This window comes from Bradyrhizobium sp. Mp27 (genome assembly GCF_029953005.1).
Lineage (GTDB): Bacteria > Pseudomonadota > Alphaproteobacteria > Rhizobiales > Xanthobacteraceae > Bradyrhizobium > Bradyrhizobium barranii.
In genome coordinates, this window is sequence record NZ_JASAUS010000005.1 from 32,818 (window position 1) to 55,235 (window position 22,418).

The window sequence follows — 22,418 nt, forward strand, 5'->3', positions numbered from 1 at the left end:
TCATTTCATGCTGCGCCGCGTCCGGGGGCACGAGACCGCGCTAGCCCTTCGGCGCCTGCTTCTCCGACGCGGTCGCTGGCTTGCCCTTGGCACCAGCACCGCCGGCGACGCGAACCTGGTCGCCGTCGGAAAGACCATCCGGCGGAGCAGTGATGACGCGGTCGTCGGGTGCGATGCCCGAGGCGAGTTCAATCTCCTTGCCGAGATCGCGTGCGATGGTCACGGTCTTGAACTGCACCTTGTCGTCGGGGCCGACGGTCGCAACACGCAGGCCGCTGCCGTTGAAGATCAGGGCGCTGGCTGGAATGCTCAGCGGCGCGGTGTCGCGCTGAAGGTTGAGCTTCACGCTGGCATAGCCGCCCATCAACTCGCCGTTGGAATTGTCGAGCCGAAGCTGCATGCGGGTGGTGCCCGAGGCGACGTCGACGGCCTGCGAAGACGCCTCGACCGTCGCCTGGAATGTCCGGTTCGGGTATTCCGGCATGACCATGGTGGCCTTGGCGCCGATCTTGATCGCCGACACGTAGTTCTGGGGAACGTTGACGTAAACGCGCAGCTTGGTGATGTCGGAGACCACGAACATCGCCGGGCCGGAGCCGCCGCCGGCATTGATCAACGCGCCGACGTCGGTATCGCGCGCCGTGACCACGCCATCGAACGGCACCGTGATCTTCTTGTAGCCGGCCAGCGCTTCAAGCCGCTCGACATTTGCCTGGCCTGAGTGGACGGCCGCGTTCTTGTTGGAGAGATCGGCGGTGCGCTCGTCGATCTCCTGCGCGGAGACGAAGTTGGAGGCGACTAGCGTCTTGCGCCGGTTGAGCGTTGCTTCCGAGAGCCTGGCACTGGCCTGCTGGCTGGCGAGGTCGGCGCGAGCCTGAAGCAGTTGCTGGTCGAGGTCGGGCGCCTCGATCTCGGCGATCACCTGCCCCGCCTTGACGCGCGCGCCCATGTCGACGCTCCAGCTCTTCAGATAGCCGGAGACGCGCGCGAAGATAGGCGCGCGGTAATAGGCCTCGAGCCGGCCCGGCAGGTCGATGGTGCCGTTGAGGGATTTTGCGTTCGGCAGGGTCACCGCAACGCTAGGAACGGCCTGATCGTCGGTCCATTCCTTCAGCTTGGAGCCCTGCTCCTCGCGGGCGCGAATGCCGGTGCCCACGACGAGGCCTGCCGCAATCAGCGCCACCACGCCGAAGATGCCCAGTTTCCGGTGCGACACCGGGGAGCGGGGTTCAGTGGGCGACATGCGGAGTCTCCAATGGGGCGGCGGCTTTGGCGCCTTGTTTCTTGTGTACCATACTGAACACCACGGGAACAAACATCAGCGTGGCGAAAGTTGCAAAGATCAGGCCGCCGATCACGGCACGGCCAAGCGGCGCATTCTGCTCGCCGCCCTCCCCGAGCCCCAGGGCCATCGGCGCCATGCCGATGATCATGGCGAGCGCGGTCATCAGCACCGGACGGAACCGGACGAACCCGGCCTCGAGTGCGGCGGCGATGGGGTCACCGAGCTCCTCGTAGCGCTCGCGGGCGAAGGAGATCACCAGCACGCTGTTGGCGGTGGCAACCCCCATGCACATGATCGCGCCGGTCAGGGCGGGCACCGACAGCGTCGTCTCGGTCATGAACAGCATCCAGACGATGCCGGCGAGCGCGGCCGGCAGCGCCGTGATGATCACGAACGGATCGGACCAGGACTGGAAGTTCACGACGATCAGGAAGTAGATCAGCACGACCGCACCGAGCAGGCCGAACAGAAGACCGGTGAAGGCGCTGTTCATGGTCTGCACCTGGCCGAGCAGCACCACGGAAGAGCCCTTCGGCACGTCCTTGGCGGTGTCGGCGATCACCTGGCGGATGTCGGCGGCGACCGCGCCGAGATCGCGGCCCGAGGTCGTGGCAAAGATCTGCACCAGCGACTGGATGTCGTATTGCGACACCACCGCGCTCGAGGTCGAGCGCTTGATGTCGGCGATGCCGCCGAGGATCGGCGATTGCGAATTGCCGGCGGCCGTGATCGGCAGCGTCTGCAGCGCGCTGAGCGAGTCGATCTGGTATTGCGGCGTCTGCATCACGATCGAGTAGGACACGCCGTTGTCCGGATTAAGGTAGTAGGTCGGCGCCACCTGCGAGGAGCCGGCGAGATTGACCACCAGGCTGTTGGTGACGTCGCGCTCGGTCAGGCCGACATATTGAGCGCGGGTGCGGTCGACGTCGATGTTGAAGGTCGGGTTGTTCGGCGACTGCTGGATGCGTGCATCGGCAACGCCGGGAATCTTGCGGACCTTCGCCAGCAGATTGTTGGCGTAGGCAAAGTTGGCGTTGATGTTGGCGCCGCGAATCTGCAGGTCGATCGGCGCCGGCGCGCCGAAGTTCAGGATCTGGCTGACGATGTCTGCGGGGAGGAACGCGAAGCTGACGCCGGGGAACAGGCGCGGCAGCTGCTCGCGGAGCACGCGCACGTGCTCTTCCGTCGGCTTGTGGCCCTCTTTCAGCTTGATCTGGATGTCGCCGTCCTGCGGGCCGATCACGCCCGTGTTGTTGTAGGTCATGTTGATGCCGGAGATCGGCATGCCGATGTTGTCGGTCAACGTCTCGATTTCACCGGGGATCAGCTTGCGGATCGCCTTCTGGACGTCGGCGAGCTGGTTCGCCGTCTCCTCCACGCGGGTGCCGACCTGGGTGCGGACATGCATCAGGATATTGCCGGCATCGACCGCCGGGAAGAAGTTGCGCCCGAGGAACGGCACCAGCGCGAAGGACGCGCCGACCACGCAGAGGAAGCCGATCACGAACACTGCGCGGTGCGCCAGCGCGAGCCCGAGGAAGTCATGGTAGCCGCCGCGAATGCGCTCGAACCGGGCCTCGAAACCGCGCTGGAACCAGACCAGCGGATTGCGCGACTTCGGCGGGCCGCCCTCGTGATGGACGTGCGCCTGCAGCAGATAGTTCGCCATGGTCGGCACCAGCGTGCGCGACAGGATGAACGACCAGATCATCGCGAACATCACGGCTTCGGCCATCGGCACGAACAGGAAGCGGGCGACGCCGGAGAGGAAGAACATCGGCACGAACACGATGCAGATACAGAGCAGCGAGACGAAGGCCGGCGTCACGATCTGGTTGGCGCCGTCGAGGATCGACTGCTCGACCGGCTTGCCCTGCTCCAGATGGTAGTTGATGTTCTCGATGGTCACGGTGGCGTCGTCGACGAGAATGCCGACCGCGAGCGCAAGGCCGCCGAGCGTCATGATGTTCAGCGTCTCGCCGATCGCCGACAGCATGATGATGGCGCCGAGCACCGAGAGCGGGATCGAGACCGCGATGATGACCGTGGAGCGCCAGCTGCCGAGGAACAGCAGGATCATGACGCTGGTCAGCAGCGCCGCGATCACGCCTTCGATCGCGACGCCTTGAATCGCACCGCGGACGAACACCGACTGGTCGCCGATGAAGCCGATCTTCAGCGCGTCCGGCAGTTGGTCCTTGACGTCGATCACCTTCTGCTTGATGCCGGCGATGATATCGAGCGTCGAGGTCGCGCCCGCCTTCAGCACCATCATCAGCACCGAGCGGTTGCCGTCGACGTGGACGATATTGGTCTGCGGCGGATTGCCGTCACGCACGGTCGCGACGTCGCGCACATAGACCATCGCGCCGTTGACGGTCCTGATCGGCAGATTGCCGAGCTCGTCGATCTTCAGCGGCGAGTTGTTGAGCTGGATGTTGTATTCGAACTGGCCGATCTTCTGGGTGCCGACCGGCGTGATCAGGTTTTGGGCTGCGAGCGCGTTGGCGACGTCCTGGCCCGACAGGCCACGGGCCTGGAGCGCGGTCGGATCGAGGTCGATCTGGATTTGGCGCTGCTTGCCGCCGAACGGATACGGGATCGCCGCACCGGGCACCGTGACCAGCGGGGTGCGCAGATTATTGATGCCGATATCGGCGAGGTTCTGCTCGGTCAGGCCATCGCCCGACAAAGCCACCTGGATGATCGGAACGGTCGAGGCGGAGTAGTTCAGGATCAGCGGCGGCGTTGCGCCCGGCGGCATCTGCTTCAGCAGCGTCTGCGAGATCGCGGTGACCTGCGCGTTGGCGGTGCGGATGTCGACGTTCGGCTGGAAGAAGATCTTGATGATGCCAAAGCCGTTATAGGAGTTGGCGGTAATGTGCTCGATGTCGTTGACGGTCGTCGTCAGCGCGCGCTGGAACGGCGTGGTGATGCGGCCGGACATCTGGTCCGGCGGCAGGCCGGTGTACTGCCAGACCACGCCGATTACGGGGATGCGGATGTCCGGGAAGATGTCGGTCGGCGTCCGCAGGGCCGCGAGCGGCCCGATGATCAGGAGCAGAAGCGCGAGCACGACAAACGTGTAGGGTCGGCTCAGGGCAATACGGACCAGAGCAATCATCGGTCAGGCAATTCCAAATCGGGGACAGGGAACACGCCCCACGGGTTCCTGAGGCTGATTTACCCGAACACTGCGGAAATGGCCAACGACAGCGCCGCCCCGTGCGGTCACTTCCCTGCTATCGCACTGCGAAATCGCATTCCAGATATGCAGCCTGCGGCCGGAAGATTACGGAAGCGGCTTACCCCACCTAAAAAAGCGGCGCCCGCAGGCGCCGCTTTCAGAACTGCGATCGTGTCCCGGCTCAGGCCGCGCGGACGTTGGTCAGGAACTTGCTGACCTCGGTCTTGAGGCGGCTCGAGTCGTTGGACAGCATCTGCGCTGCCGACAGCACCTGCGAGGAGGCCGTGCCGGTCTCGGTCGCGCCGCGCTGCACGTCGGTGATATTGGAGGAGACCTGCTGGGTGCCCTGCGCCGCCTGCTGCACGTTGCGGGCGATCTCCTGGGTCGCTGCGCCCTGCTCTTCCACCGCAGCCGCAATCGCCGAGGAGATTTCGGAGAGACGCTCGATGGTCGAGGAGATCTCCTTGATGGCGCCGACGGAGTCGTTGGTCGCCGCCTGGATGCCGGAGATCTGCTGGCCGATCTCGCCGGTCGCCTTGGCGGTCTGCTCGGCGAGCGCCTTCACCTCGGAGGCGACCACCGCGAAGCCGCGGCCGGCCTCGCCGGCACGCGCCGCCTCGATGGTGGCGTTCAGCGCCAAGAGGTTGGTCTGGCCGGCGATGGTGTTGATCAGCTCGACGACGTCGCCGATGCGGGAGGCCGCCTTGGACAGCTCGCTGACGCGCTCGGTGGTGGCACGAGCCTGGCCGACGGCGTCGCCCGCCATCCGCGCTGATTCCTGCACCTGGCGGCTGATCTCACCGACCGACGAGGCCATCTCCTCGGTGGCCGAGGCCACCGACTGCACGTTGGTCGAGGCTTCCTCCGAGGCCGCGGCGACCGTGGTCGCCATCCGCTGGGAGCGGTCGGCGGTCGAGGTCAGCGTCGAGGCGGAGGCTTCGAGCTGGGTCGAGGCCGACGACACGGTCTGGACAATCTCGCCGATCATCGTTTCGAAGTCGCGGGTGATGCCGTCGACGCGGCGGCCGCGCTCGATCTTGGCTTCGGCGTCGGCGGCGGCGGCCTCATCGGCGGCTTTCTTGGCGATCAAGGCTTCCTTGAAGATCTGGAGCACATCGGCCATGGCGCCGATCTCGGTCTTCTCGCCGCGATGCGGGACTTCGGCGGAGAGGTCGCCCTTGCCGAGCGCCTGCATCGGCTGGATGATCGAGTTGATGCCGGCGGAGACGTCCTGCACCAGGTAGAAGCTGACGCCGATGCCGATGATCACGGCGGCGCCGAGGATGATCGAGACCAGCATGAAGGCATAGTAGTAGCTGTCGGCGGCATCCTGGGCAGCCTGATCTCCGCCCTTGGTGTTGAGCTCGATGTCCTTCGTCAGGACCTCATCCGACGCAAGGCCGATCTTGTTGACCGTCTTGGTGTTCAGCTCCTGGGCGTCATGCGGGACCTTGCCGGCCTCCTTGCGCGAGAGCGCCATGACGTCTTCGGTGCCCTTCTTGTAATCGTCCCAGAGCTTGGCCCATTCGTTGTACAGCCGGCGCTCCTCGGGCGAGGTGATCATCGGCTCGTAGGCCTTGCGGGATTTGGCGAGCGCCTCGATGACGGTGCCGGCCGTCTTTTCGTTGGCGAGCTTCTCCTCGAGGGTCTCGGACAGCATGTGCTGGCGAACGACGTTGCGGTAGGTGATGACGCTGGCGCGGAGTTCGCCGAGCACCCGGACGCTGGGCAGCCAGCTCGTGGTGATGTCGGTGGTGTTGGCGTTCATCGACCGCATCTTCGTGACGGCGAGCAGGCCCATGCCGGTCATCGCGACCAGCAGGAACGCCACGACACTGATGATCTTGGCGCGAATGGAGATGGTGGCGAACATAATCGGGTCTCGTTGTGCTGGCGCGGGCGCGCGTCCGGGACGTCTTAACAATCAACCAAAAGGAGCGACGCCGACATCAGACAACAGAGCGACTGAGCAGATGTTAACTACGACTCCGTTCGAGTACGGAGCCTGAAAGAAATGAACAGGCAGCTAAGAACGCCCCGCGCTCAGCGCATGAGCCCAAGCGCGTCCGCGAAGAATTCCGGCCCGCCGAAATTTCCGGACTTCAGCGCGAGCAGCATATCGCCTGCTTCAGCGCCGACGGCGCGCAGCACCGGGACGCCCGCAGCGATCTCCGCGCCGACCAGGAAGCCGGGAATCCCGAGGCGATCGACGACGGCGCCGGAGGTCTCGCCGCCAGCCACGACCAGCCGACGGACGCCTGATTTGACTAGGTTTTCCGCAATGTCGGCCATCGCCTGCTCGATGGCGTGACCGGCCGCATCGCGGCCGTGGCGCGCCTGCAGGGCGGCGACCTGATCCGGTGTCGCGCTCGACGCGATCAGGACCGGACCGTCGGCTAAACGCGGCTTGGCCCAGGCGATCGCGCGCTGCACTTCGTCCGCTCCCGTAAGAATACGGTCCTGATCGAGATGGAGTACCGCCATGACGCGTTCGGCATTGGCGATCTGCTGAAGCGTCGCCTGCGAACAGCTTCCGGCGAGGCAGGCTGCCGGTCCGCCGACGGCGGCGTCCGAGCCGCCGCTGCCAGCGGCCGACTTGACCTTGCCCGTCGAGACCAGAGCCCGCGCCAGTCCGAGGCCAATGCCGGAGGCGCCGACCGACAGCCGATGCTGGGCAGCGACGAGGCCGATGGTCTCGAGGTCGCGGTCGAACACGGCATCGATGATCGCGGCACCGATGCCCTTGCCTGACAATTCGGCAAGCCGAGTCCGCACGGCCTCTGCGCCGCGGGTGACGGTCGCGAGGTCGACCAGGCCGACCTGCGTCTTGCTCTGGCGTGCCAGCACGCGCACCAGGTTGGAATCACGCATCGGATTGAGCGGATGGTCCTTGAGCGGGCTCTCGTTCAGCGGCACGGCGCCGACGAACAGATTGCCCTGATAGACCGTGCGACCGGTCTCCGGGAAGGCCGGCGTCACCAGCGCGACGGCCTCGCCGCTATCGGCGCGCAGCGCGTCCATCACCGGACCGATATTGCCCGCATCGGTGGAATCGAAGGTCGAGCAGATCTTGAACAGCACATGGCGCGCCCCGCGGTCACGCAGCCATTTCTCCGCCGCGCGCGAGCGCGACACGGCAAGGCCCGCCTCGATCGAGCGGCTCTTCAGCGACACCACGACGGCGTCGACCTCGGGCAGCGTGAGATCGTCCGCGGGCACGCCGATGGTCTGCACGGTGCGCAGGCCCGCGCGCGTCAGCGTGTTGGCGAGATCGGAGGCGCCGGTGTAATCGTCGGCGACGCAACCCAGTGCGAGCGTCACGGCTTCACTCCCGCGTAAGGCTTGAACCAGGCGAGGCCATCGGTGGTCTTGCCGCGCGGATTGTATTCGCAGCCGACGAAGCCGGTATAGCCGAGCCGGTCGAGTTCAGTGAACAGGAACGGATAGTTCAGCTCCTCGCCGTCGGGCTCGTTGCGCGAGGGAACGCTGGCGATCTGGATGTGCCCGATGATCGGCATCATCTCACGCAGGCGCATGGTGACGTCGCCGTGGATGATCTGGCAGTGATAGATGTCGAACTGGAGCTTCAGGTTCGGAAGCCTCAGCTCTTGAATTAGATCGCGCGCGAAGCCGAAATCGTTGAGGAAGTAGCCGGGCACATTGCGCGCATTGATCGGCTCGAGCACGATGTCGATGCCGTGCGGAGCGAAGAACTCCGCAGCCCACGCCACCGATTTGTAGAACGCCTCGATCGCGACGCGCTCGCCGCGGTTGGCAATGCCGGCCATCAAGTGCAGCCGCTTGACACCGGTCGCCTTGGCGTACGGCAACGCGGTCTCCAGGCTCGCCTTGAGATCGGCGAAGCGCTGGGGAAGAGCAGCAAAGCCCTTCTCGCCGGCGTTCCAGTCGCCCGGCGGCAGGTTGAACAGCGCCTGCGTCAGACCGTTGCGCTTGAGCCGCTCGCCGACCACCTCGGCCGGATGCTCGTAGGGAAAGAGGAATTCGACCGCGGTGAAGCCCGCTTGCGCGGCGGCGTCGAAACGGTCGAGGAACGGCACCTCGGTGAACATCATCGAGAGATTGGCGGCGAAACGGGGCATTGGAATCCTCTTGGCTCTACTTGTCGCCGGGAAGTTTTACGCCGGTGACCTGCGCATACATGCGCGCCACCGAGGCGTCGTCATCGCGGCCCATGCCGGCAGCGGATGTCATCAGGAACATCTGGAGCGCGGCCGCAGAGACCGGCACCGGGAATCGGGCGCTGCGCGCCATGTCCTGGATGATGCCGAGGTCCTTGACGAAGATCTCGACCGCGCTGCGCGGCGTGTAATCGCCGTCGAGCACGTGTGGCATGCGGTTCTCGAACATCCAGGAATTGCCCGCGGAAGCCGTGATCACCTCATAGACCTTGCGGATGTCGAGGCCCTGCTTGGCGGCGAACGCCATCGCTTCGCTGGCGGCGGCGATATGCACACCGGCGAGCAACTGGTTGATCATCTTGAAGGCGGCGCCCTGCCCCGCGGCATCGCCGAGCTCGTAGAGTTTTGCCGCCATGGCATCGAGCGCCGGCCGTGCCTTTGCAAAGGCAGCGGGACTACCGGAGGCGAGGATCGTCAGCTCGCCTTGGGCCGCGCGCTGCGCGCCGCCGGAGATCGGCGCATCCAGATAGTGACGGCCGGTCGCCTCCAACTGTTTTGCGAGGCGACGGGCCACATCCGGGTCCATGGTGGCGGAGGACAGGAAGACGCTGTCCTTCGGCAGGGTCTCGGCGGCGCCATCCTTGCCGAACAGGATCGTCTCGGTCTGCGCGGCATTGACGACGACGCTGACGACGATGTCGGCGCCCTTGGCCGCTTCCGCCGGCGTGCTGGCGCCCGCGCCGCCGTCCTTCACGAAACGCGCCACGGCGTCAGCCGAGACGTCGCAGCCGGTCACCGCATGACCGGCGCGCTTCAGCGAGGTCGCCATGCCGAACCCCATCGAGCCGAGCCCGATGACGGCGATACGCTGATTTTGTGACGTGGAGGCGGACATGCGACTGACCCTTGCGAACGTTTCCTGGACGGCCGCCCTTTGCGGCGGCTCACTGATCCGAATAACACGGCTTGGCCGCGCTGCCAAAGCATGAGACAAGCGGGCATGACGGCTATGAGCAACGAGACCCGGCTGCGTGAGGATATCTGCCGCTTCGGACGATCCTTGTTCGAGCGCGGGCTGACGCCGGGCTCTTCCGGCAATATCAGCGTCAAGATGCACGACGGCGGTTGGCTCGTCACCCCCACCAACGCCTCGCTCGGCTTCCTCGACCCGGCGCGACTGTCGCGGCTGGACGCACGGGGGCGCCTCCTCTCGGGTGATGCGCCGACCAAGGAAGTTCCGCTGCACACCGCGCTCTACGATACGCGCGAAAGCGCTCGGGCGATCGTGCATCTGCACTCCACCCATTCGGTCGCGCTCTCGATGCTGCCCGAGATCGACCCGCGCGCGGCGCTGCCGCCGATGACCGCTTATTATTTGATGAAATGCGGCGCCACCGCGCTTGTGCCCTATTACCGCCCCGGCGATCCCGCGGTTGCGGATGCGATCAAGGGACTGGCGGGCAAATATTCATCCGTGCTGCTCGCTAACCACGGCCCGGTGGTCGCCGGCGATACGCTGGAAGCCGCGGTGTTCGCGACGGAGGAGCTGGAGGAGACGGCGAAGCTGTACCTGCTGCTGCGCGGGATGAACCCGCGGTATCTGTCGCCGGAGCAGGTGAAGGATCTGGTGAAGGTGTTCGGGGTGGCGCTGCCGGAGCATGGGCACGAGCATTAGCGGCGCGTCGTCATGGGCGGACTAACGCCGCCTCATCCACCACAGTCATTCCCCGCGAAAGCGGGGAATCCAGTACGCCGCAGCTTCTCCGTATCCAACTAGCGTCGCTGGAATACTGGATCGCCCGCCTTCGCGGGCGATGACACCGACCAGGTAGTAACTACAGCCCCAAATATGCCTTGCGCACGTCCGGATTACCCCTGATCTCCGCTGCCGGGCCCTGCATCAGCACGCGGCCGGTTTGCAGGATGTAGGCGCGGTCGGCGATTTCGAGGCACTCGGCCATGCGCTGCTCGACGATCAGCACGGTCATGCCGGCGTCGCGGATGCGCAGCACCGCCTGGAAGATTTCGTCGACCAGCTTCGGCATGATGCCTTGCGAGGGCTCGTCCAGCATCAACAGCCGCGGGCGCGTCATCAGCGCGCGGCCGATCGCGAGCATCTGCTGCTCACCGCCGGAGAGCGTCTCGGCGCGCTGCTCCAAACGTTCCTGGAGACGCGGGAACAGCGTGAACACGAGATTGAGCGGCCCCTCGCGGTCGGCATCACCGCGGTACAGATAACTGCCGAGGCGCAGATTGTCGCGCACCGACAGGCGCGGGAACAGGCGGCGGTTCTCCGGCACATAGGCGATGCCGGTGGCGGTGACGTGATGCTGCGCCATGCCGTCGAGCCGCTTGCCGTCGAACGTCACCGTGCCCGAGCGCGGGCGCTCGGCGCCGGCGATGGATTTGAGCAGCGTCGACTTGCCCGCGCCATTGGCGCCGGCGACGCAGACGATTTCGCCCTTCTGGACCTCGATCGAGACCGCGGAGATCGCGACCAGACCCTGATAGGCGGTCGTGACTTCATGCACCGACAGCATGACGATCTCCCAGATATGCGCTGATCACCTTGGGATCGCGGACGACGTCGGAAGGCTTACCCTCGACCAGCACCTTGCCGAGGTCGAGCACAATGGCGCGGTCGACCAGCGGCATCACGATCTCCATGACATGCTCGACCATCAGGACGGTGATGCCGGCATCGCGCACCTTGCGCACCAGCGCGACGCCGGTCTGCGCCTCGGTCGGCGTCAGGCCGGTGAGGACTTCGTCCAGCAGCAGCAGCTTCGGTTCGGTCGCCAGCGCACGGGCGACTTCGAGGCGGCGTTTCTCGGCCGGCACGAGGTCGCTCGCGAGCACGTCGGCGCGCGCGGCAAGGCCAGTGAATTCGAGCACCTCATGCGCCTTGCGGCGTGCCTCGCGCATCACGGTGTTGCGCACGAGAGCACCGACGATGACGTTGTCGATGACAGTCATGGTCTCAAAGCTCTTGACCACCTGGAAGGTGCGCCCGACGCCACGCTGGCAGCGCTCGGCCGCCGGCATGTTGGTGACATCCTCGCCGTCGAACCAGATCGACCCTTGAGTCGGCGGCAGGACGCCGGCGATGAGATTGAACAGCGTCGACTTGCCGGCACCGTTCGGCCCGATCAGACCGACGATCTCGCCGCGGCCGACCGAGATCGAGACATCGCTGTTGGCGACGAGGCCGCCGAACCGCTGCCAGACGCCTCGGGTTTCAAGGAGCGCAGTCATCGCGTGGCTCCCTTCGCTTTTGAACGGGAGAACAGGCTCACCAGACCGCGCGGCAGGGCCAGCGAGATCGCGACGATCAGGGCGCCATAGACGATCAGGTCAACACCACGGCCGGAGCCGCCGATATAGGAGCGCGTCAGCTCGGTCATCGGGATCAGGATGGCCGCCCCTAGCACCGGGCCCCAGAGGGTGCCGATGCCGCCGAGCACGGCCGGCAACGCCATCAGCAGCGAGAACTGGAAGCCCATCACGCTTTCAGGGTCGATATAGGCGAGAAACTGTGCATAGAACGCGCCGCCAATGGCGACGAGGAAGGCGGAGACCGCGGCCGCGCCCATCTTGGAGTTGAACACGACGACACCGAGGCTCTCGGCCGCTTCCGGATTGTCCTTCACCGCGCGCCACCAAAAGCCCCATTTGGAGTCCTCCAACCACCAGGTGACGAACCAGGCGAGGCTGCACAGCACCAGCGCAAAATAGAAGTACGGCAGTTTGCTGCGCATGAACTGGAATTTCAGCCAGCTGTCGCCGCGCACGGGAACGGTGATTCCCATCGCAGCCCCCGCCCATTCCCAGTTCTGGAACAAGAGCAGTCCGATCTCGGCGATGACGATGGTCGCGATCACGAAGTAATGGCCGCGCAGGCGGAAGAAGGGATAGCCGAGCCCCATTGCGATGATTGCCGCAATCACGCCGCCGGCGAGCATGCCGAACCAGGGCAGCACGCCGAACTTGGTGAACAGCAGCTCGGTGGTGTAGGCGCCGATGCCGAAATAGAGCGCGTGCCCCAGCGAGATCTGTCCGCAATAGCCGGACAGAATGTTCCAGCTCTGCGACAGCGCCGCATACATCAGGGTCAGGATCAGGATGTTCTGGACGTAAACATCCTTGATCAACAGCGGAGCCAGCGCCGCGAGCCCGGCCAGCACTGCGGCGATGATGAGGTCGCGGCGGCGCCGCGCTGCAAAAGCCTTGTCCATCACATCGATCCGAACAGGCCGCGCGGCCGGATGAAGACGACGAGGAGATAGACGGCATAGATGCCGACGGACTTCAGCGATGGCGGCAACACCAGCGCGGTCACCGCTTCGACCAGGCCGACAATGATGCCGCCGGCGAAGGCGCCGAACACGCTGCCGAAGCCGCCGAGCGCCACGGTGACGTAGGCGATCAGCGCGAACGACGCGCCGACATCGGGATAGATGTAGAAGAACACCGCCATGATCGCACCGGCGAGACCGACCAGCGCGGCGCCGAGGCCCCAGCCGAACGCGAACACGCGGTTCTTGTCGATGCCGACGAGCGCGACGGCGCCGGGATCCTCTCGGGTGGCTTCCAGCGCGCGGCCGAAGTCGGTGCGGTGGATGAAGAGGTAGAGCCCGGCGAAGGCCGCGATCGAGACCAGCGCGCCGACCAGTTGCGGCTCCGGCAAGAAGATGCCGGCGACCGAGATGGTTTTACCGCCGAGCCAGGACTGTGGAATGCTGCGATAGTCCGGCGTGAAGAAGTACTGTGCGAGGCCGCGCATCACGATCGCAAGGCCGAAAGTCGTGAAGATCTGCACCATGCCGGCATTGGCCTTGGCCCGCATGGCGAAGCGTACAAGGAGTAGATAGACCACCGCTCCGAACACGAACATCGCTGCGGCGACCAATGGGGCCGACAGCAGGGGATCGATCGCGAAGAACGCGAACAGGAAGAAGGACAGGTACATCGCGATCATCAGGAACTCGCCATGGGCGAAGTTCGTGACGTCCATCAGGCCGAAGATCAGCGCGAGGCCGACCGCGATCAGTCCGTAGAGCAGGCCCATCAGAAGGCCGCTCGCGAGACTCTGGATAATGGCTTGAGCTGTCAAAAGTCGTCCCCCGAAATAGATCCTCATCCTGAGGAGCGCGCACCAGCGCGCGTCTCGAAGGATGGCCCAGCCCTCGTCCTTCGAGACGCGGGCTACGCCCGCTCCTCAGGATGAGGGCGGGAGCTACGTCCGAGCTCCCGCTTCCCAATCTTACTTCATCGGCCAGATCGCTTCGGCGATCGCGGCCTGCGGCGGGAAGATGGTGACGAACTTGCCGCCGACATATTGCAGCAGCACCGGGTCGGCGTCGTTGTTCTGGCCGGCATCGTCGAACTTGACGCGCTTCCAGGGCATGATGGTCTGCTCGCCCGGGATGTCGGTCGCGGCCAGTGCATCGCGGATCTTCTCGCCGTCGGCCGACTTGGCGCGGTTGATGGCGTCGGCCAGGATGATCAGGCCCATGAACTGGCGCGAGGTCAGGTCGTTGAAGTCCTTGCCCGAGCGCGCCTTGAACATCTCGTTGATCTTGCCGACCATGGGACGCTTCTGCGCGAGATCGAGCGAGAAGGTGCCGCGAGAGATCACGCCTTCGAGCTTGTCGCCGACGGCATCATAGAGCGCCTTCTCCGAGAAGCCGGCGTCCTGCGCCACGATCGCGTTCGGCTTGTAGCCCAGCTCGGCCATGGTCTTGACCAGCAGGATGCCGTCCGTGGTGTAGCTCGACGGCATCAGCACGTCGGCATTGGCGGTCTTGAGCTGCTGCACCTCGGCCGAGAGCGAGGGCGAGTTGGCGCGATACTTGATGTCGGTGACGATCTTGTAGCCGCGCTCGCCGGCGATCTTGGCCTGGGCGTTGCCGGAATCGGTGCCGAAGATGGTGTCCTCGTGGAACAGCGACAGCGTCTCGATCTTGGTGCCCTTCTTCTTCAAGGCATCGAAGAAGTCGAACATCGCAGCCGAGTACATCTCGTCATGCGGGGCGGCGCGGAAGTAATATTTGAGGCCGCGGCGATGCAGGCTCGGCGAGGAGTTGTCGGCGGAGACGAACGGGATCTGGTAGCGTTCGCAGATCTGGCTGACGGTGACGGCGACCGCGCTCTGATAGGTGCCGATGATCGCGGAGACCTTCTCTTGCGTGATCAGGCGCTCGGCCTCGGCGCGGCCCTTTTGCGGATCGGCCTGGTGGTCGGCGAACACGAGGCGGACTTTTGCACCGCCGAGGCCGGGCAGACCCTCGCCCTTGGCCAGCGGCAGATCGAAATCGGTGTCCTTGTTGATGACCTCGAGCGCGGTCTCATAGGCCTTCTGCGCGTCGACGCCCTGCTGCGCGCTGCCGCCGGAGAACGGATAGATGACGCCGATCACGACCTCGGAGGTCTGGGCGCGTGCAGCGAGCGGCACCAGCGCGGCAGTGGCGGTGGCACCAAGCAGCACGTCGCGGCGAGAGATCGTCATGGCAAAGTCCCCTGTTACTAAATTTCGACTGATCGAATGGAGCGATTGATGGATGCGGTAAAGCCCGAAGAAGCAGCAAACGCTGCCTACTAAATCACGGCCATGTTCCGGTTCTTCAGATCCGTCACCAGCATCAGGCCGGGCGAATGTGTGATCGCGAACGGCAGCCTGGCGGCGTTGATCACCGATTGCGGCGTCACGCCGCAGGCCCAGAACACCGGGATCTCGTCGTCGGCAACGGGCACGGGATCGCCGTAATCCGGCTTGGCGAGATCCTTGATGCCGATCAGGTGCGGATGGCCGAGATGCACGGGTGCACCGTGCACGGCGGGATAACGCGAGGTGATCTGCACCGCGCGGATTGCATCGGCCGGCTTGAACGGACGCATCGACACCACCATGGGACCGGCGAACGGACCGGCCTCGCCGCAGGCGATGTTGGTGCGGTACATCGGCACGCGCACGTTCTGCTCGATGTGGCGAATCGGCATGCCCTCGTCGAGCAACGCCTCTTCGAACGAGAACGAGCAGCCGAGCACGAAGGTCACGAGATCGTCGCGCCAATGCTTGGTCACGTCGGTCGGCTCGTCCACCACCTCGCCGTCGCGCCAGACGCGGTAGCGCGGCACGTCGGTGCGGATGTCGAGATCGGCGCCGAGTGCGGGGATGTGCGGGCTGCCGACGTCGGACATGCCGATGATCGGGCACGGCTTCGGATTGAGCTGGCAGAAGCGGTGAAAGGCGCTGGCGTATTCGGCCGGCAGGATCGCCAGATTGCCCTGGACGAAGCCGGTAGCGACGCCGGCGGTAGATCCGACCTGGCCGCCGCGATAGGCGAGCCGCGCCTGGCGGCTCGGGAGCGTGTCGGGCGTTTCAGTTTGCTGCGCTGCCACCAAAACAGTCATTCGATCGACCTGCCTATAAACTCGACAAAGACAGCCAACACCAAGCATGCTATAAAGTCTAATCTTCCTTTCTAATCGATCTTGATAAATTAGATTTATCGATCGGGGAAAATCCTTCTCATGCTGGACTTCAGGTCGATCGAAACCTTCCTTTGGGTTGTGAAGCTCGGCAGCTTTCGCGGCGCCGCAGCACGGCTCAATACGACCCAGCCGGCGATCTCCCAGCGCATCGCCCAGCTCGAGCGCGAGATGGGCGTGAAGCTCCTCAACCGCGATCATCGCGTTGCTTCGCCGACGCCGAGCGGCCGGCAGATGATGGTCTATGCCGAGAAGCTGATCGGTCTGAGGGCGGCGATGATCGCCGAGATCGGCGACCGCTCGGCGATGCGCGGCGTGATGCGCCTCGGCGTAGCCGAGACCATCGTGCACACTTGGCTGCCGCGGCTCGTCAAGAGCATGAACGAAGTCTATCCGAACCTGTCGCTGGAGATCGAGGTCGACATCACGCCGAACCTCACTGCGCGCCTGCTCGCGCAGGAGATCGAGCTTGCCTTCGTGGTGGGGCCGCTGTCGGCCTCGGGCGTCCACAATCGCGTGCTCGCGGATTATCCGATCGGCTTTCTCGCAAGCCCCTCGCTCGGACTCGGCGACGGCCCGGTGACGCCTGCCGACCTCGCGCGCTTTCCGATCATCACCTTCCCGCGCAAGACCAGGCCTTACGAGGTCGTGCGCGAAGTCTTCGACCGGCCGGAGCTGCCGCCGATCCGGCTGCATGCGTCCGCGTCGCTGGCGACGGTCATCCACATGGCAGTCGAAGGGCTCGGCATCGCCGTGATCCCCGATGCCATTGTCGAGAACGAGCTCGCCGACGGGCGGTTGCAACTGCTCGAAACCGATCTCGCTATAGCGCCGCTGACATTCACGGCGAGCTGGCTCGCCTCGCCTGACGTCGTCGCGGTGGAGCGCGTCGCCGAGCTCGCACGGCAGATTGCGCAGAGCAGCCTCGCGGTTGACGAGTCCGCGCCGGCGCGTCATTGAAAAAGGCGCCGGACAAAAGAGAGACCGACCGCATGAGCCGAGCCGCCACCAATCTGCAGATCGATTCCGCCCGCCTCTGGGGCTCCATCCACGAGACCGCCCAGTTTGGCGGGACGGCCAAGGGCGGCGTACGGCGGCTGACGCTGAGCAGCGAAGACAAGCAGGTGCGCGACTGGTTCCGCAAGGCTTGCGAGGACGCCGGCCTCGAGGTGCACACCGATGCGCTCGGCTCACAGTTCGGCCTGCGCAAGGGCCGCGACATGTCGAAGCTGCCCGTCGGCATCGGCTCGCATCTCGACACCCAGCCGACAGGCGGCAAGTATGACGGCATTCTGGGGACGCTCGGCGCGTTGGAAGTGATCCGCACGCTGAACGACGCAGGCATCGAAACCGAAGCGCCGATCTGCGTCGTCAACTGGACCAACGAAGAAGGCTCGCGCTTCGCACCGGCGATGATGGCGTCCGCCGCTTACGTCGGCGATTTCACCACCGACGATATCCTGTCGCGCAAGGACATCGACGGCACGACCGTCAGCCAGGCGCTCGACAGCATCGGCTATCGCGGCGACAAGCCGGTCGGCTTCCAGAAGCTCGGCTGCTTCGTCGAGCTGCATATCGAGCAGGGTCCGATCCTCGAGGCCGAAGGCAAGACCATCGGCGTGGTCGATTCCGGCCAGGGCGTGCTCTGGTATGACGGCAAGATTTCCGGCTTCGAGAGCCATGCCGGATCGACGCCGATGCCGCTGCGGCGCGATGCGCTCGCGACGCTCTCCGAAATCGTGCTGGCGATGGAGGCCATTGCCAGGAAGCACGGGCCGAAAGCAGTCGGCACCATCGGCGAAGCCGTGATCGCAAATCCCTCGCGCAACGTCATTCCCGGCGAGATCGCCTTCACCATGGATTGCCGCAGTGCGGATGGCGCCATCATGGACGCGCTCGATCGCGATCTGCGCGCCGCCATTGCCGAGATCGCCACGCGCCGCAAGGTCGAGGTCAAGATCGACCTGGTCTGGCGCAAGCCGCCGACGCATTTCGATCCCAAGCTGATCGCGGCGGTTGAGAACGCGGCGAAGACGCTCGGCTATTCCTCGCGCCGCATCACCTCCGGCGCCGGCCACGATGCCTGCAACCTCAACACCGTCATGCCGGCGGCGATGGTGTTCGTGCCCTGCAAGGACGGCATCAGCCACAACGAGCTGGAAGACGCCACGCAGCCCGACTGCGCCGCGGGCACCAACGTGCTGATGCATACCGTGCTGGCGATCGCCGGCGTCGCGTCCTGATCGGAGAGAGCCATGCGCGGAGTTTTCGTCGACGCCAACGAAGCCCTCGCCGTGATCATGGAGCGGCTGGAGAAGCCCGGCGACCCCGAGGTGCGGATCCACAGGGATCCCGACATCAAGCCCGAGCAATATCCTGAAGTTCTCGATGGTGCGGAGATCGCGATCGTCGATCACACCGCGCTGCCGACCGAGGTCGCGAAGAAATGCGCCGGCCTCAAGCACGTCGTGTTCCTCGGCACCGGCGCGCGCAGCTACATGAATCCGGAAGAGCTCGCCGAGCTCGGCATCTCCGTGCATCTGATCAAGGGCTATGGCGACACGGCAGTCGCGGAGTCCGCGATCGCGCTGATGTGGGCCTCCGCCCGCGTCATCGCGATGATGGACCGCGAGATGCGCGTCGGCAATTGGCTGCGCGAGGATGGCATGCAGCTCACCGGCAAGACGCTCGGCTTGATCGGCTTCGGCGGCATCGCCGCGGAAGTCGCACGCATTGCGGTCGGCTCAGGCATGAAGGTGATCGCCTGGAACCGGTCGCCCAAGAGCCATCCGGGCGTCGAGTTCACCGATCTCGACACGCTGCTGGCCAGAAGCGACGTGGTATCGCTGCATCTGCTGCTCAACGACGAGACCCGCGGCATGATCACGCGCGAGAAGATTTCTGCGATGAAGCCCGGTGTCATCCTGATCAACACCGCGCGTGCCGCGGTCGTCGACGAGCAGGCGATGATCGACGCGCTGAAATCCGGCCACATCCGCCATGCCGGCCTCGACGTCTTCAACATCGAGCCCCTGCCCGGCGATCATCCGCTGACAAAACTGCCGAACGTGACGCTGTCGGCGCATTCGGCCTTCCGCACGCCGGAAGCGAGCGAGAACCTGATTGAAGCGGCATGGGTCCATTGCCGCCGGATCGTGAAGGGATAAAAGCAACAACAATGGCCGACTATCGCACCATCAAGGCACAGCCGCTCACCAACGTCGTCCGTGCCATCGTCAAGGCGGGCGGGTCTACGGACCGCGAAGCCGAGCTCGTGTCCACCAACCTCGTCGAGGCCAATCTTAGAGGACATGACTCGCACGGCGTCGGCATGATCCCGCGCTATGTCCAGAGCGTCACCACGGGCGGCCTCGCCGTGAACGCGCACGTCAAGATCGTGCTCGACACCGGTCCGCTTCTCACCCTGGACGGCCTCACCGGCTATGGCCAGGTGATCGGCCACGAAGCGATGGAGCTGGCGGCAGAGCGCGCCAAGCGCAACGGCGTGTGTCTCGTCGGCCTCTCCAACTCGCACCACATCGGCCGCATCGGCCATTGGGCCGAGCAGTGCATCGACCACGGGCTGGTCTCGATCCACTTCGTCAACGTGATCTCGCGCCCGATCGTGGCGCCCTGGGGCGGCAGCGATGCGCGCCACGGCACCAACCCGTTCTGCGTCGGCATCCCGCGCAGGGGCAAGGACCCGATCGTGCTCGACTTCGCCACCAGCAGAATCGCGCAGGGCAAGACCCGCGTCGCCCACAACAAGGGCGTCGAACTCGAGCCCGGCACCATCATCGACAACGAAGGCAAGCCGACCACCAACCCGCGCTACACCGTGATCCCGCCGCACGGCGCCATCCTGCCGTTCGGCGAGCACAAGGGCTCCGGCCTCGCACTGGTGTGCGAAATCCTCGGCGGCGCACTCTCCGGCGGGCAGGTGGTCAAGGGCCCGTCCGACGGCAAGTACAACGTCCTCAACGGCATGCTCTCGATCGTCATCGACCCGAATAAGCTCGGCACCGGCGACAACCTTGCAAGCGAGGTCGAGAGTTTTGTTGCCTGGCACACCGGCTCGCCGCCCGCTCCCGGCGTCGACAAGGTGAAGATCGCCGGCGATCCCGAGCGCGAGACCAGGAAGAAGCGTCTGGCCGAAGGCATTCCGGTCGACCCGACCACCTGGCAGGAAATCCTGGAGGCCGGGACGAAGTTCGGACTGGATCAGGCTGCGATCGAGAAGATCGCGGGCTAGTCGGGAACGAAGCGCATCGCTGAGAATAGCCCGGCCAAGTGCACTATCGCGCAACGAGGTCTGGACTAAAGCGAAGCATCACCGCACTCGTGGAGCGGATTTGAACCGGCCCGCGTCGTCTCACGACAACGCGGATATCCCGGTCCACATCCGCCCCCGAGGTTCACATGCTCTCCCGTCTTGCAAAGCTCATGTCCGGCTCGAGCGAGCCGCTACCCGAAACCGACTTCTACCGGCATCGGCTCGCGATCTATGAAAGTGAGCTTGGCGAGCCCGAGCGCAGCTTCACCGACAGCGCGGAGCGCCGCATCGACATCCACGCCTTTGGCCGCGATTTCGTGCCGGTGTGCGAAGAAGGCTCCGACGAAGGCTATGTCCTTCTCACCAACGGTATGAGCGAGCAGCGGATGCCGGGGGTGCATGGGGACACGAAGCCGCGTGCCGAGCTGATGTGGTACGTCCGCGAGCCGACGCCGGAGATCTGCGCCAATCTGCGCTGGCTCGCCAATCTGCCGTTCATCGACACGACCTGGTTCGGTTTTGGTCACCGGGTCGCGATGCCCGCGCCGCCCATGGCCGGAACGGAATTTCAGACGTTCCTGTTTCTGACGCCGATCATCGGCCCGGACAAGTCCATCGCCGAGGCGCTCGAGATTGCGGGCGATCCGGTGGAGATTTTGACCGTGAACCTGATCTCCGATCGCGAGCTCGCGCTGATCAAGTCTGAGGGACTCGATCCGCTTCTCGATCTGCTCGACGAGAACGATTATCCGCCGATCTTCGATCCGGCGCGGAAATCGTATGTGTAGGGTGGGTTAGCTGAGCGGATGCGCGAAGCGCAGTTGCTCGGCGTAACCCACCTCTTCTGTCTCTGCGGATATGAACAGCGGTGGGTTACGCCTTCGGCTAACCCACCCTACGCAGTTCGCCTCGCCTCAATCCACCATATCCGCGACCGCCTTGCCGCAGGCGGTCGTGTCGGCGTTGCCGCCGAGGTCCTTGGTGCGGAGCGTCCGCTCTGCCAGCGTGCGTTCGATCGCATCGACGATCGACTTGCCGGCTTCCTTCTCGCCGAGGTGCTCGAGCATCATCGCGCCGGACCAGATCGCGCCGATCGGGTTGGCGATGCCCTGCCCCGCAATGTCGGGCGCCGAGCCGTGCACCGGCTCGAACACCGAGGGGAAATCGCCCTCGGGATTGATGTTGCCCGATGGCGCGATGCCGATGGTGCCGGTGCAGGCCGGGCCGAGATCGGAGAGGATGTCGCCGAACAGGTTCGAGCCGACCACAACGTCGAACCAGTCAGGATGCAGCACGAAGTTCGCGGTCAGGATGTCGATGTGGTACTTGTCCCACTTCACGCCCGGAAACTTCTTGGCCATCGCCTCCACGCGCTCGTCCCAATAGGGCATGGTGATGGAGATGCCGTTCGACTTGGTCGCCGAGGTCAGGTGCTTCTTCGGCCGCGACTGCGCGAGCTCGAAGGCGAACTTCAGGATGCGGTCGACGCCCACGCGGGTCATCACCGTCTGCTGCGTCACGAACTCGCGGTCAGTGTCCGGGAACATGCGGCCGCCGACGGAGGAATATTCACCTTCGGTGTTCTCGCGCACCACCCAGAAATCGATGTCGCCGGGCTTGCGGTTCGCCAGCGGCGACGGCACGCCGGGCATCAGCCGCACCGGGCGCAAATTCACATATTGGTCGAACTCGCGGCGAAACTTGATCAGCGAGCCCCACAGCGAGACGTGATCCGGAATCTTGGCCGGCCAGCCGACGGCGCCGAAATAGATCGCGTCATGCTTGCCGATCTTTTCCTTCCAGTCGTCGGGCATCATCTGGCCGTGCTTCTCGTAATAGTCCCAGGACGAGAAGTCGAAATGGTCGAAATGCAGGGACACCCCGTGCTTCTTCGCCGCTGCCTCCAGAACGCGCAGGCCTTCGGGCATCACTTCCTTGCCGATGCCGTCGCCGGGAATGACTGCAATCCGGTATTGTTTCTTGCTCATCGAGAACGTCCTTGGTTGGTCTGGCAGACGCCGCATTTTTGACCGCACTGCAATG

19 protein-coding genes are annotated in these 22,418 nt (G+C 64.9%); 6 read left to right on the forward strand and 13 right to left on the reverse strand.

The genetic code is table 11. The features are described from left to right. Positions 1–40: 40 nt before the first annotated feature. The 6 genes from QJT78_RS05180 to ltnD all read right to left on the reverse strand — a co-directional run bounded on the left by QJT78_RS05180 (position 41) and on the right by ltnD (position 9,728). Complete coding sequence (locus QJT78_RS05180) at positions 41–1,243, reverse strand: efflux RND transporter periplasmic adaptor subunit (RefSeq protein ID WP_281460190.1); 1,203 nt, start codon at positions 1,241–1,243, stop codon at positions 41–43. Continuing rightward, positions 1,230–4,409: an efflux RND transporter permease subunit gene (locus tag QJT78_RS05185; RefSeq protein ID WP_038942078.1), complete on the reverse strand. Its 3,180-nt coding sequence runs from the start codon at positions 4,407–4,409 to the stop codon at positions 1,230–1,232. The genes QJT78_RS05180 and QJT78_RS05185 overlap by 14 nt, the downstream gene beginning before the upstream one ends. 244 nt (positions 4,410–4,653) lie before the next feature. Further along, the gene (locus QJT78_RS05190) at positions 4,654–6,345 is read right to left on the reverse strand and encodes a methyl-accepting chemotaxis protein (RefSeq protein ID WP_038942077.1); all 1,692 of its coding nucleotides are present in this window, start codon (positions 6,343–6,345) and stop codon (positions 4,654–4,656) included. 170 nt (positions 6,346–6,515) lie between these two features. Then, the gene (gene otnK, locus QJT78_RS05195; protein ID WP_028146887.1) at positions 6,516–7,793 is read right to left on the reverse strand and encodes a 3-oxo-tetronate kinase; all 1,278 of its coding nucleotides are present in this window, start codon (positions 7,791–7,793) and stop codon (positions 6,516–6,518) included. Beyond that, complete coding sequence (otnI, locus tag QJT78_RS05200; RefSeq protein WP_028146886.1) at positions 7,790–8,572, reverse strand: 2-oxo-tetronate isomerase; 783 nt, start codon at positions 8,570–8,572, stop codon at positions 7,790–7,792. The genes otnK and otnI overlap by 4 nt, the downstream gene beginning before the upstream one ends. 16 nt (positions 8,573–8,588) lie before the next feature. Next, positions 8,589–9,728 (reverse strand): L-threonate dehydrogenase, encoded by a 1,140-nt coding sequence (gene ltnD / locus QJT78_RS05205; RefSeq protein ID WP_335337531.1) that lies wholly within the window; start codon positions 9,726–9,728, stop codon positions 8,589–8,591. Here ltnD and QJT78_RS05210 point away from each other — a divergent pair. Next, positions 9,612–10,286, forward strand: a complete 675-nt coding sequence (locus QJT78_RS05210) for an aldolase (RefSeq protein ID WP_028146885.1) — start codon at positions 9,612–9,614, stop codon at positions 10,284–10,286. The two genes, ltnD and QJT78_RS05210, sit on opposite strands and share 117 nt — an antisense overlap. Positions 10,287–10,446: 160 nt before the next feature. Here QJT78_RS05210 and QJT78_RS05215 read toward each other — a convergent pair whose 3' ends face one another. The 6 genes from QJT78_RS05215 to QJT78_RS05240 all read right to left on the reverse strand — a co-directional run bounded on the left by QJT78_RS05215 (position 10,447) and on the right by QJT78_RS05240 (position 16,024). Beyond that, the gene (locus tag QJT78_RS05215) at positions 10,447–11,151 is read right to left on the reverse strand and encodes an ABC transporter ATP-binding protein (RefSeq protein ID WP_014496895.1); all 705 of its coding nucleotides are present in this window, start codon (positions 11,149–11,151) and stop codon (positions 10,447–10,449) included. Further along, positions 11,135–11,866, reverse strand: a complete 732-nt coding sequence (locus QJT78_RS05220; protein ID WP_028146884.1) for an ABC transporter ATP-binding protein — start codon at positions 11,864–11,866, stop codon at positions 11,135–11,137. The genes QJT78_RS05215 and QJT78_RS05220 overlap by 17 nt, the downstream gene beginning before the upstream one ends. Further along, positions 11,863–12,846: a branched-chain amino acid ABC transporter permease gene (locus tag QJT78_RS05225; protein ID WP_014496897.1), complete on the reverse strand. Its 984-nt coding sequence runs from the start codon at positions 12,844–12,846 to the stop codon at positions 11,863–11,865. Before QJT78_RS05225 ends, QJT78_RS05220 begins: the two co-directional genes overlap by 4 nt. Beyond that, on the reverse strand, positions 12,846–13,724 hold the full coding sequence (locus QJT78_RS05230) for a branched-chain amino acid ABC transporter permease (protein WP_014496898.1): 879 nt from the start codon (positions 13,722–13,724) through the stop codon (positions 12,846–12,848). The genes QJT78_RS05225 and QJT78_RS05230 overlap by 1 nt, the downstream gene beginning before the upstream one ends. 150 nt (positions 13,725–13,874) lie before the next feature. Continuing rightward, positions 13,875–15,119: an ABC transporter substrate-binding protein gene (locus QJT78_RS05235; RefSeq protein WP_028146883.1), complete on the reverse strand. Its 1,245-nt coding sequence runs from the start codon at positions 15,117–15,119 to the stop codon at positions 13,875–13,877. Between the two features lie 89 nt (positions 15,120–15,208). Next, positions 15,209–16,024 (reverse strand): putative hydro-lyase, encoded by an 816-nt coding sequence (locus tag QJT78_RS05240; protein WP_028146882.1) that lies wholly within the window; start codon positions 16,022–16,024, stop codon positions 15,209–15,211. A gap of 120 nt (positions 16,025–16,144) precedes the next feature. Between QJT78_RS05240 and QJT78_RS05245 the strand changes: the two genes are divergently transcribed. The 5 genes from QJT78_RS05245 (at position 16,145) to QJT78_RS05265 (ending at position 21,163) form a co-directional block, all read left to right on the forward strand. Continuing rightward, positions 16,145–17,062, forward strand: coding sequence for a LysR family transcriptional regulator (locus QJT78_RS05245; protein WP_028146881.1), 918 nt, complete (start codon positions 16,145–16,147; stop codon positions 17,060–17,062). A gap of 32 nt (positions 17,063–17,094) precedes the next feature. Beyond that, positions 17,095–18,345, forward strand: coding sequence for a Zn-dependent hydrolase (locus QJT78_RS05250; protein WP_028146880.1), 1,251 nt, complete (start codon positions 17,095–17,097; stop codon positions 18,343–18,345). Between the two features lie 12 nt (positions 18,346–18,357). Beyond that, positions 18,358–19,269, forward strand: coding sequence for an NAD(P)-dependent oxidoreductase (locus QJT78_RS05255; RefSeq protein WP_028146879.1), 912 nt, complete (start codon positions 18,358–18,360; stop codon positions 19,267–19,269). 11 nt (positions 19,270–19,280) lie between these two features. After that, positions 19,281–20,354 (forward strand): malate/lactate/ureidoglycolate dehydrogenase, encoded by a 1,074-nt coding sequence (locus QJT78_RS05260; RefSeq protein ID WP_028146878.1) that lies wholly within the window; start codon positions 19,281–19,283, stop codon positions 20,352–20,354. 167 nt (positions 20,355–20,521) lie between these two features. Further along, positions 20,522–21,163, forward strand: coding sequence for a suppressor of fused domain protein (locus QJT78_RS05265; RefSeq protein ID WP_028146877.1), 642 nt, complete (start codon positions 20,522–20,524; stop codon positions 21,161–21,163). Between the two features lie 126 nt (positions 21,164–21,289). Here the strand turns inward: QJT78_RS05265 and QJT78_RS05270 are convergent, their stop codons facing one another. Continuing rightward, on the reverse strand, positions 21,290–22,363 hold the full coding sequence (locus QJT78_RS05270) for a tartrate dehydrogenase (RefSeq protein WP_028146876.1): 1,074 nt from the start codon (positions 22,361–22,363) through the stop codon (positions 21,290–21,292). Positions 22,364–22,418 lie beyond the last annotated feature (55 nt).

What these genes read in the sequence shown, in the direction of transcription:
- QJT78_RS05240 (WP_028146882.1), bottom strand. Translation starts at nt 16,024, where the DNA reads ATGACTGTTTTGGTGGCAGCGCAGCAAACTGAAACGCCCGACACGCTC.
- QJT78_RS05265 (WP_028146877.1), top strand. Translation starts at nt 20,522, where the DNA reads ATGCTCTCCCGTCTTGCAAAGCTCATGTCCGGCTCGAGCGAGCCGCTA.
- QJT78_RS05225 (WP_014496897.1), bottom strand. Translation starts at nt 12,846, where the DNA reads ATGGACAAGGCTTTTGCAGCGCGGCGCCGCCGCGACCTCATCATCGCC.
- QJT78_RS05250 (WP_028146880.1), top strand. Translation starts at nt 17,095, where the DNA reads ATGAGCCGAGCCGCCACCAATCTGCAGATCGATTCCGCCCGCCTCTGG.
- QJT78_RS05210 (WP_028146885.1), top strand. Translation starts at nt 9,612, where the DNA reads ATGACGGCTATGAGCAACGAGACCCGGCTGCGTGAGGATATCTGCCGC.
- QJT78_RS05220 (WP_028146884.1), bottom strand. Translation starts at nt 11,866, where the DNA reads ATGACTGCGCTCCTTGAAACCCGAGGCGTCTGGCAGCGGTTCGGCGGC.
- otnI (WP_028146886.1), bottom strand. Translation starts at nt 8,572, where the DNA reads ATGCCCCGTTTCGCCGCCAATCTCTCGATGATGTTCACCGAGGTGCCG.
- QJT78_RS05185 (WP_038942078.1), bottom strand. Translation starts at nt 4,409, where the DNA reads ATGATTGCTCTGGTCCGTATTGCCCTGAGCCGACCCTACACGTTTGTC.
- QJT78_RS05180 (WP_281460190.1), bottom strand. Translation starts at nt 1,243, where the DNA reads ATGTCGCCCACTGAACCCCGCTCCCCGGTGTCGCACCGGAAACTGGGC.
- QJT78_RS05235 (WP_028146883.1), bottom strand. Translation starts at nt 15,119, where the DNA reads ATGACGATCTCTCGCCGCGACGTGCTGCTTGGTGCCACCGCCACTGCC.
- QJT78_RS05190 (WP_038942077.1), bottom strand. Translation starts at nt 6,345, where the DNA reads ATGTTCGCCACCATCTCCATTCGCGCCAAGATCATCAGTGTCGTGGCG.
- QJT78_RS05255 (WP_028146879.1), top strand. Translation starts at nt 18,358, where the DNA reads ATGCGCGGAGTTTTCGTCGACGCCAACGAAGCCCTCGCCGTGATCATG.
- QJT78_RS05270 (WP_028146876.1), bottom strand. Translation starts at nt 22,363, where the DNA reads ATGAGCAAGAAACAATACCGGATTGCAGTCATTCCCGGCGACGGCATC.
- QJT78_RS05215 (WP_014496895.1), bottom strand. Translation starts at nt 11,151, where the DNA reads ATGCTGTCGGTGCATGAAGTCACGACCGCCTATCAGGGTCTGGTCGCG.
- QJT78_RS05245 (WP_028146881.1), top strand. Translation starts at nt 16,145, where the DNA reads ATGCTGGACTTCAGGTCGATCGAAACCTTCCTTTGGGTTGTGAAGCTC.
- QJT78_RS05260 (WP_028146878.1), top strand. Translation starts at nt 19,281, where the DNA reads ATGGCCGACTATCGCACCATCAAGGCACAGCCGCTCACCAACGTCGTC.